We start from the raw sequence: 9,879 nt of genomic DNA, 5'->3' as shown, positions 1-9,879 counted from the left end.
TGCCCCCGGCCGGCCGGCCGCCCCCGCCCCGGAAGCAGCGCCCGCGTCGGACACCCCCGTGTCCGACTCCGGCACCGACCCTTCTCCGCTCGAGCCGGTCGCTCCGACTCCGCCGGCGATCCCCGTCGGGCCCATCGAGCTCGGACACGTGCGCGACGCGTGGCCCGAGATCCTGGCTCAGCTCGAGGTCGCCAGTCGGCCGTCGTGGCTGATCGTCTCGACGGCGACGGTCGCCGCCTTCGACGACGACGTGCTGACGCTCCTCTTCCGCACGGGGAGCGACCTGACGGCGTTCAAGACGCGGTCGGCCGACGGCGGTCCGAGCGAAGACCTCCGTCAGGCGATCCTCGCCGTCCTCGGCGTGCGCGTGAAATACCTCGCGCGTCTCGACGGCGACGGCCCGGGTGGACCCGGTCCGGGGGGCCCGCGCGGCAACGGGTCCGGCTCGCCGGCCGCCCCGCCCCGCGGGGGAGCGACCGCAGCCGCTCCCGCGCGGTCCTCGACACCGTACTCGGCGAGCGTGACCGACTGGGCGGTGGCGCCGATCCCCGGTGCCGCCCCGACGGTCGCATCTCCCGCCGCGGCCCTGGCCGTCGACGACGAACCCGAAGAGGCCCGTCCGGCGGTCGCGCCCGCGGCTGCCTCGGCCGTCCGCGAGGGTGGCGTGCTTCCCTCGACCGAGGTCTCCCGGTCGGTGCCGGCGCCCGACGAGGTCGACGACGACGACGTGATCCCGCCCGCCGACGAAGCGCCCGATGCGCCCGTTCCGCCGGTCGTGGTTCCGCGCATGCCCCCGCTTCGCGGCGGGGTCCAGCGATACGGTGAGGCCGTCGTCCGCCAGATGCTCGGCGCGACGTACCTGCGCGACGAGCCCTACGAGCCCCCGACGAGGTTCACCTGATGTACGACGGCATCGTCCAAGACCTGATCGACGAGTTCGGCCGCCTCCCGGGAATCGGTCCGAAGTCGGCTCAGCGCATCGCGTTCCACATCCTGCAGTCGCCGAGCTTCGACGTGTCGCGGCTGTCGACGCTGCTCGGCGAGATCCGCGACAAGGTGAAGTTCTGCGAGATCTGCGGCAATGTCTCCGAGCAGGAGCGGTGCTCGATCTGCCGTGACCCCCGCCGCAACCCGGCCCTCATCTGCGTGGTCGAAGACGCGAAAGACGTCGCCGCGATCGAGCGCACACGCGAGTTCCGCGGTCTCTACCACGTGCTCGGCGGGGCGATCAGCCCCATCGCGGGCATCGGCCCCGACGACCTGCGCGTCGCCCAGCTCATGCAGCGTCTGGCCGATGGCACCGTCCAAGAAGTGATCCTCGCGACCAATCCGAACCTCGAGGGCGAGGCCACGGCCACCTACCTCAGCCGCTTGCTGCACACCCTCGAGATCCGCGTCACGCGCTTGGCATCCGGTCTCCCGGTGGGCGGCGACCTCGAGTACGCCGATGAGGTCACCCTCGGCCGCGCCTTCGAGGGGCGACGCACCCTCTGAACGTCCTCCGCGCCCGCGCGGACAGTTCACCCGGCAGGTGATGACGCGCGGCGTCGAGCGTTGCCACGTCGTAACCCGTCCGTTCACCCCCTGCTCGCGCAGCGGCTACGGCAGGACGGCACTTTCTGTTCTGCGGAACAGCTCGAGACGACCCGAAAGTCCGACGCTCAGTCCGTCAGACAGGGGCTTTCCGTGAGCGATCGACTCGACGTCGCGCGCGCCCGCACCGGGCGCGTGATCTTCGACACCTTCCGTTCTCACTACGACCCACGCCTCGCCGCGTGGTTGTTGCTGCGTTCGTACTTCCTCCCGGAGATGGCCGCGGTGCACCTCGAAGCCCAGGTCACGACGCCGAGCGAGAACATCGTCTCGCTGGGTGTCTTCGGCGTGTGGCGGTTACTCGCGACCAACAATCGTGAACTCGCGCGATGTGCCGCGGTCTACACCTCTCCGGCGGCGGCCGTCGCGGCCGCCCGGCGCGAGCAGAGCCGCGCCGCCGACCTGCAGTTGACGGCCGTCCGGGGTCCCGGGTCGACCAAGCACGGTTGGATCCTGCGCAGCGCGGGGGTGCCGGTCGTGACGACGGCCCGATGGTACGAGTCGGCGGGCGAGGCCATGGCAGCCGGTCGAACGGCGGTGAACGTCTTCGCCTCGGCGCAGGTGGTCGACGGAGTGAGCATCGGCACCCCCTCCGGCCGACGTTCGCGCGTGCTGGACAGGACGACGTGACACGCGGTCCCCGCGCCCCCGAGCGTCGCCGTGGGTGAGAGCGAACAGGCGGGGGTCATCGCCGGCCGCTTCCGTCTCGGTGGGCTCCTCGGCTCGGGCGGTACCGCGTCGGTGTTCTCGGCGGAGGACACGGTCACCGGGCGCCGGGTCGCCGTGAAGCTCCTCCATCCGCACCTCTCCGAGAGTCCCGAGGTCCGCGCGGCCTTCCTCGACGAGGCGAAGCGCATCGCCACCCTCTCGCACCCCTGCGTCGTCACGATCGTCGACCTCGGCACCTTCCTCGACGGTGACACACCGATCGCGTGGATCGCACAGCAGCTCGTGGAGGGACGGACGCTCGCCGAGTACGTGCGCGTCGAGGGCGTGCTCTCCCCGGCCGAGGTCGTCGATGTGGGCTCGGACGTCCTGTCCGGACTCGCCGCCGCCCATCGTGCCGAACTGATCCATCGCGACGTGTCGCCCGCGAACGTGCTCGTACGTCGCGTCGACGGGGGACTCCGGGCGACGCTGCTCGACTTCGGTCTCGCCGATGCCGCGGGCCGCACGGCACACGGCGACGACGTGCTGCGCAGCTCCGTCACCGCGGCCACGGCCGGGGTCGTCGGCAACGCCCACTTCGCCTCTCCGGAGCAGTTGTCCGGGAGTGCGGTCGGACCCGCGGGCGACCTCTATCAGGTGGGCGGGCTGCTCTACTTCGCCCTGACGGGGCGAGCTCCCTTCGAGGGCGGCGACCGAGCAGCCGTCGTGCGCGGACACCTCAACGCACCCCCGCCGGTCCCGTCGGTGCGGCGACGCGGGATCCCGCAGGCGATCGACAGGGTCGTGGTCCGCGCGCTGCTGAAGGATCCCTCGCTTCGCTACACGGATGCCGACGAGATGCGCCGCGCCCTCCTCGCGGCGCTGCCTCCCGACGCCCCGCAGCCGGCACCTCCGCGGGCACCTTCGCCGTCCGCGACGGCGATGACCGCCGCCACACGGGCGCTGGCACCCGCGCCTCATACCACCGAGACGCCGGCTCCCGTCGAGGAGCAGCCCCCGCGCGAGCGTCGCGGTGCCGGATGGGGCGTCGTGATCGCGATCATCGCCGTGCTCGTCGCCACCGCCACGGCCGTGCCGTTGCTCTCGGGCGCCGGACGCACGGCGCCCCCTGCCGAGGCCGTCACCCCCGACGACGCCGCGACCCCGTCCGCCACGGCCGCGACCACGCCGGGGACGGCGGCGCCCTCCGCCTCGATCGCGGCAACGGTCGTCCCGGCCCTCACCACCGTCGCCGACGCGAACTCGACCCTCGCGGCGACCGGTCTCCGCCTGGGGGACGTGCGCACGCGCGACGACGTCGCGCCCGCGGGAACCGTCCTCGAGTCCGACCCCGCGGCGGGCACGACCGTCGTGCGGGGATCGATCGTCCGTCTCACGGTGGCATCCGGCTCGAACGCGGTTCCCGACGTCACCGGCATGGATGCGGCGGCGGCGGACGCGCACCTGCGAGCGGCCGGCCTCACGTCGACCACAGTGACCGTCGTCTCGGAGCGGCCCGCCGGGCTCGTCCTGGGGAGCGAACCCGCCGCGGGCAGTTCGGTGGCGCTCGGAAGCGCCGTCCGCGTGCTCGTCGCCGCGGCACCGCTGCCGAGCCCCACGGTCTCGCCGCCCGCCCCCACGTCGACGCCGAGTCCGTCGCCCACGGCGACGGTCGTTCCGACTTCGTCCCCCACGCCGGCGCGCTGATCCCGCGCGTGGGAGGAGTGCGCCCGGGTGGCGCGAGGCCACGGCATGCTCCGGCGTGGCGTGCGGTGCACCGGCGCCATCGACGTCCGTCGTTCACCTTCGCGCGTCCAGCGTTCACCCGTCGGCCAGGGCGTGTGGCGGGGTGAGGTCGGCCGCGTTCACTGCCCGCTCATAGCGTCTCGCATGCCGGTTACCCGAGCCGGCTCCCGGCGGACGAGCGAGACGCATCGCCGTTCGCACAGCCGCCCGCCGCCGCCCGCCACAACCCGTCATCGGCGGGAACGAGTTTCTGCGGCGGCCGCGATCCCTGGAGCATGAATGACCGATCTGACCACCGAGGTGCTGCCGTCGCGCCCGGCGGGACCGCCGGAGCCCCGGTCCCTGCGGAGTGCCCCCGTCGTGGGCGACCGGGTCTTCCGCGGCGGAGCCTACGCGGCCGGCATCATCACCGTGGCGGTCATGCTCGCCGTCGGCGTGTTCCTGACGGCGCGGGCCGGTGACGCGCTCGTCGTCGCCGGTCCCTCGTTCCTCACCACGCAGGAGTGGTCGCCCGAGACGGGGACGTTCGGTGTCGCCGCCGTCCTGTTCGGCACCGTGACGATCGCGCTCGTCGCGATGGCGATCTCCGTCCCACTGGCTCTCGGGACGGCGCTGCTCATCAGCGAGATCGTCCCGCCCCGGCTGCGGTCGTTCCTGATCACCATGGTCGATCTCATGGCGGCCGTCCCCAGCGTCGTGTTCGGGTTGTGGGGGGTGTTCTTCCTGCAGGCCAACGTCATCCCGGTCGCCGAGTGGATCTCGACCTACTTCGGCTGGATTCCGATCTTCGACGTGACGGATGCCGCGGGCACCCGACTCACGGAGGCGGGGGCGTTCACCTCGTCCGCGTTCATCGCCGGCATCGTGGTCGCGCTCATGGTGGTGCCCACCCAGACCTCGGTCATGCGCGAGGCGTTCTCGCAGGCGCCGCTGGGGGAGCGCGAGGGGGCGCTGGCGCTCGGATCGACGCGCTGGGGAATGATCCGCGCGGTCGTCCTGCCCTTCGGCCGCGGCGGGATCATCGGCGGAACCATGCTGGGCCTCGGGCGTGCGCTCGGCGAGACGATCGCGGTGGTCATGATCATCTCCCCGATCTTCACCATCAACACCCAACTGCTGAAGACGGGAACCAACTCGGTGTCGGCCCTCATCGCCCTGCGCTACGGCGAGGCGAGTCAGTTCGGTCTGTCTGCGCTCATGGCGGCGGGCCTGGTGCTGTTCATCATCACGCTCATCGTGAACTTCACGGCGTCCACGATCGTGTCTCGCAGTCGATCCGGGGCGGAGAGCACCTGATGGCGATCGTCACCCCCGAGGCGCCCACCGCCGACGAGGGCGTGCCGCGTGAGCCGATCCGCACGACGATTCCCCTCCGCGACGGTCACGTGGGAGAGCGCCGCGACCTGCGCACCGTGCCCTTCGGCGATCGGTTCGACCTGCTCGGCAGCATGGCCGCGAGCCTCGCGCTCTCGTCGCTGCTGTTCGGCTGGCTCACCCCGATGACGGGCGGCATCGGCTGGGCGGTGCTGTCGTTCATCGCGTTCCTCGGGATCTACGCGGTCATGTCCTCCCTGAGGGCCGACCGCCTCGCGGTGCGCGAGCGCATCGTGACGGCGCTGTTCTACTCGGCCGGGATCCTGCTGCTTGGAGCGCTGACGTTCGTGCTCTTCTTCACGCTGATCCGGGGATCCTCGGCGCTGTTCCACGGCAACTTCTTCGTCGAGACCATGACGACGGCGGGCCCGCTCGACCCCCTGACCGTGGGCGGTATCGCCCACGCCGTGGTGGGCACGCTCATCCAGATCGGTATCGCGCTCGTCATCACCATTCCCCTGGGCGTGATGACCGCCGTGTTCCTCAACGAGGTCGGCGGACCCTTCGCGCGCTTCGTGCGGACGGTGTCGGATGCCATGACGGCACTGCCCTCGATCGTGGCGGGCCTGTTCGTCTATGCGGCCGTCGTCACCCTCATCACCCACGAGCGCTCGGGCTTCGCGGCATCCATCGCCATCAGCGTGATGATGCTGCCCATCATCATCCGCGCCTCCGACGTGGTGCTGCGCCTGGTTCCCCACAATCTCCGCGAGGCCTCGTACGCCCTCGGGTCGAGTCGCTGGCGCACCGTGTGGAACGTCGTCCTGCCGACGTCGCGCTCGGGACTGGTCACGGCGGTGATCCTCGGGACGGCCCGAGGGATCGGCGAGACTTCGCCCGTGCTGCTGACCTCCGGCGTCACGGCGCAGATGAACCTCAACCCCTTCTCGGGGCCGATGATCTCGCTTCCGCTGCAGGTCTTCGACTTCGTCAAGTCGCCCGAGCCGAACATGATCGCCCGCGGCTTCGGTGCGGCGGCGACCCTCGTCCTGCTCGTCCTGACGCTGTTCATCATCGCCCGCCTCATCGGCGGACGTGGTCCGGGTCAGCTCTCGGACCGTCAGCGTCGCGCCGCGATGGCCGCGTCGGCGCGAGACCTGCGTCGCATCAGCGCGGATCCCGCGCAGCACTCGCGGGCCGTGCGGCGCTTGTCCACGGCATCCCGTGTCCCGTTCTTCGGCGGGCGCGCAGCCCCCGCCGCTCGTCCCCGATCCCCCGAGGAGAACCCGTCGTGAACCTTCGTCGCCGCCTGGGCCGCACCGCGGCCATCCTCGCGGTCGTGACGCTCGTGGCTCTGGTGCCCGTTCCCGCTCAGGCCGACGGCTACGTCCCCATCTCGGGTTCGGGGTCGACCTGGTCGCAGAACGCGCTCGATCAGTGGCGCAAGAACGTCGCGAACAACTACGGCATGACCGTGAACTACTCGGGGACCGGTTCGTCGGCGGGGCGGAACGACTTCATCAATCAGACGGTGGACTTCGCCGTCAGCGAGATCCCCTTCCAGAGTCAGCCCGAGGACAACTCCCCGCCCGAGAACCCCACGAGCGGGTACGCGTACATGCCGATCGTCGCCGGCGGCACCTCGCTCATGTACAACCTCAAGATCGGCGGCAAGCGGGTCACCAACCTGCGTCTGTCGGGTGAGGTCATCACGAAGATCTTCGCGGGCCAGATCGCGAAGTGGAACGACCCGGCCATCCAGGCCGACAACCCGGCGCTCGCGATGCCCGATGTCTCGATCACGCCGGTGTACCGCTCCGACGGGTCGGGCACGAGCGCGCAGTTCACGCTGTGGATGTCGAAGCAGTTCGGGAGCATCTGGACCTACGGCATGCGGTCGCAGTTCCCGCAGGTCACCGACGCCTTCAAGGGGCAGAACGGTTCGCTGGGCGTGGCGGGCTACGTGAGCCAGAACTACGGCGAGGGAGCGATCACTTACGTCGAGTACTCGTACGCGATGAAGTCCGGCTTCCCCGTCGTCAAGATGCTCAACAACGCCGGGTACTACGTCGAACCGACCTACCAGTCCGTCGCGGTCGCGTTGATGTCGGCCCAGATCAACAACGATCTGACGCAGAACCTCGACGGGGTCTACAACAGCAACGATCCGCGCGCGTATCCCATGTCGAGCTACTCGTACATGATCGTGCCGACCGAGACCAACAAGGTGTTCACGCCCGAGAAGGGCCGCACCCTGAGCCGCTTCGCCACGTACATGCTGTGCGAGGGGCAGCAGCAGGCGTCCGCCCTGGGGTACTCGCCGCTGCCGATGAACCTCGTCCAGGCCGGATCCGACGTGCTCAAGAGAATCCCCGGCACCGAGGGCGGCGTCGACTTCAACAACTGCAACAACCCGACCTTCAAGCCCGGCGACTCCCCGGAGAACAACCAGCTGGCGCTCACCGCGCCGGCACCGCCCGAGTGCGACCGCAAGGGTGCGACGCAGTGCGTCGAGGGCACCGGCGGTGCGCAGGAGGAGACGCCGACCACCGGAACGGGCGGGGTGAGCGGCGGTGCGAACAGCGCGGACGCCGCGGCGGGCACCGCGGGCACGACGGGCGGTGGAACCGACGCGGGTGCGGCCGGCACGGCACCGAGGACGACCGGCGGCACGGCGGCCGACCCGGTGTACGACGCGAACGGCAACCTCGTCTCGGCGGCAGCGGGAGGGACGTCGGCCGCCGTTTCGGCCCCCTTCTCGCTCGCCGAGAACGGGTGGGGGACGCCCCAGATCATCATGCTCGCGGCGGGGCTGCTCGTGGTCGCCGCGATCCTCATCCCGCCCGTCGTCGGCCGTCGATCCCGCGGAGGAAAAAGGTCACTCTGATCGGGGATTTTGCAACGTTCAAGCGTTGCAGTCACCGCGGCGGTGCCTCGTTGACACCGCGTTCATCCCGCCGTCACCCGCCGCCCGTCCACTTGTCTCGACGCTTCTTCGAGAAGCACTCTGCAAAGGAAACCTCGTGTCTGAACACCGTGAGCGGCGAACCGCTGCGTCCCGCTCCGCGGGACGACGCGCACGGACGGCATCCGGTGCCCGGGTCGCGGACCGTGTCGCGTCGCGCGGGCGCCGGGCCCTGGCATCCGTCGTCGTCGGCACTCTCGCGGGTCTGACGATCTTCGCCCTGTCCGGTGGGACCGGCGCGCTGTCCGCGATCGCTCCGTCGGCCGTGGCGGACGACTCCTCCGCGGTGACCGTCACGGCGAAGGATCAAGACCTCGACGTCGAGAACGCCCCGTTCCCCGACCTCTCGGTGACCGTCTCGCAGACGCGGGCGTTGGAGTCGCAGGGCATCGTCGTGTCGTGGACGGGGGGAAAGCCCTCGACCGTGCCGAGCTCGCAGATCGGCGGGGCGGACTTCCTGCAGGTCTTCCAGTGCTGGGGCGACGATCCGGCGCATCCGGGCACCCCCGACCGGACGACCTGCCAGTACGGGCTCGGGGGCGTCCCCGGCTCGCACCGCGACGATCCCCGCGACACCGATGCCTCGGTCGCCGCGGAGGACAAGCCCTACACGGTCTTCGGCGACGGGTTCGCCACCCCGACCTACACGTCCATTCCCTTCCGGGGGGCGAACGGCCGCACCGTCGCCAATGTCGTCGACGGTGCCTACTCGTACACCAAGGACGCCGACGGCAAAGACGTCCTGGCCGATATGAACACGAACGAGTTCTTCTCGAAGTACACGACCAACATGGTGTCGTGGGCGGGGTCCGGCGGTGACGGCTCCGGGTCGGTGAAGTTCGAGGTCCAGACCGCGCTGCAGTCGCAGGGGCTCGGCTGCGGCTCGCCCGTGACGGCCGCCGACGGCAGCGTGTCCGGTTCGAGCTGCTGGCTGGTCATCCTGCCCCGCGGGCAGCAGGACGGCGGGGCGTCCTTCATCACGAAGTCGGGGCTCTTCTGGGACGCGTGGAAGCACCGCATCGCGGTCAAGCTCGACTTCAAACCCCTGGGCGTCCGGTGCCCCATCGGCGCGGCCGAGCGGCAGCTCGCGGGAAGCGAGCTGATCAGCCGGGCGGTCTCGTCGTGGCAGCCCGTGGTGTGCAACCAGTCGGGCGGCTCGGTCTACTCGGCCATCACCGGGGCGGAGTCCGACGCGGCGCGCGCGGCGAACGGCACCGCACCGGCGCCGCTGGCCCTGACCTCGCGCCCCCTGGATCCGAGCCTCGGCACCGACTCGCTGCGGTACGCCCCCGTGGCCATCACGGGAGCGGCGATCTCGTTCGCGATCGACCGGAACCCGCGCCCCGGAGACGACACCGTTCCCGAGGACGTCCAGAAGCGCGTCGGACTGCCCTTCACCTCTCTCCGGTTGACCCCGCGACTCGTGGCGAAGCTGCTCACGAACTCGTACCTGGACTCGCTGCCGACCTTCGCCGATCGCGACCATCTGAGTCACAAGGACGGCGACGAGCGCGTGTACAACCCGCGCAACCTCGTCAGCGACCCCGACTTCCTCGCGATCAACGATCCCGAGTGGAAGTACCAGGCGCTCGCCGCGGCGTCCCTCGCCGACG

General features: G+C 70.8%; 7 protein-coding genes and 1 pseudogene. All 8 read left to right on the top strand.

What is annotated here, in order from left to right:
* Positions 1 to 901, top strand: a pseudogene (locus tag NS283_RS16275) (DNA polymerase III subunit gamma and tau); the annotation flags it as partial.
* Positions 901 to 1,494, top strand: a complete 594-nt coding sequence (recR, locus tag NS283_RS16270) for a recombination mediator RecR (RefSeq protein ID WP_058232585.1) — start codon at positions 901 to 903, stop codon at positions 1,492 to 1,494. The pseudogene NS283_RS16275 and the gene recR, both read left to right, overlap by 1 nt.
* Positions 1,495 to 1,686: 192 nt before the next feature.
* A complete protein-coding gene (locus NS283_RS16265; protein ID WP_058597902.1) occupies positions 1,687 to 2,223 on the top strand; it encodes a hypothetical protein in 537 nt (178 codons plus the stop codon).
* Between the two features lie 30 nt (positions 2,224 to 2,253).
* Entirely contained in the window at positions 2,254 to 3,948 is a 1,695-nt protein-coding gene (locus NS283_RS16260) for a protein kinase domain-containing protein (RefSeq protein WP_058597901.1), read from the top strand.
* 318 nt (positions 3,949 to 4,266) lie between these two features.
* Positions 4,267 to 5,283: a phosphate ABC transporter permease subunit PstC gene (gene pstC / locus NS283_RS16255; RefSeq protein ID WP_058597900.1), complete on the top strand. Its 1,017-nt coding sequence runs from the start codon at positions 4,267 to 4,269 to the stop codon at positions 5,281 to 5,283.
* Positions 5,283 to 6,596, top strand: coding sequence for a phosphate ABC transporter permease PstA (gene pstA, locus NS283_RS16250; RefSeq protein ID WP_058597899.1), 1,314 nt, complete (start codon positions 5,283 to 5,285; stop codon positions 6,594 to 6,596). Before pstC ends, pstA begins: the two co-directional genes overlap by 1 nt.
* On the top strand, positions 6,593 to 8,188 hold the full coding sequence (gene pstS / locus NS283_RS16245) for a phosphate ABC transporter substrate-binding protein PstS (RefSeq protein WP_153003401.1): 1,596 nt from the start codon (positions 6,593 to 6,595) through the stop codon (positions 8,186 to 8,188). The genes pstA and pstS overlap by 4 nt, the downstream gene beginning before the upstream one ends.
* Positions 8,189 to 8,324: 136 nt before the next feature.
* On the top strand, positions 8,325 to 9,879 hold a 1,555-nt coding region (locus NS283_RS16240; protein WP_206542566.1), incomplete at its 3' end, for a hypothetical protein.

The sequence above is a fragment of the Microbacterium testaceum genome (assembly GCF_001476285.1).
Lineage (GTDB): Bacteria > Actinomycetota > Actinomycetes > Actinomycetales > Microbacteriaceae > Microbacterium > Microbacterium testaceum_B.
This window is presented reverse-complemented; position numbering and strand designations above follow the sequence as displayed.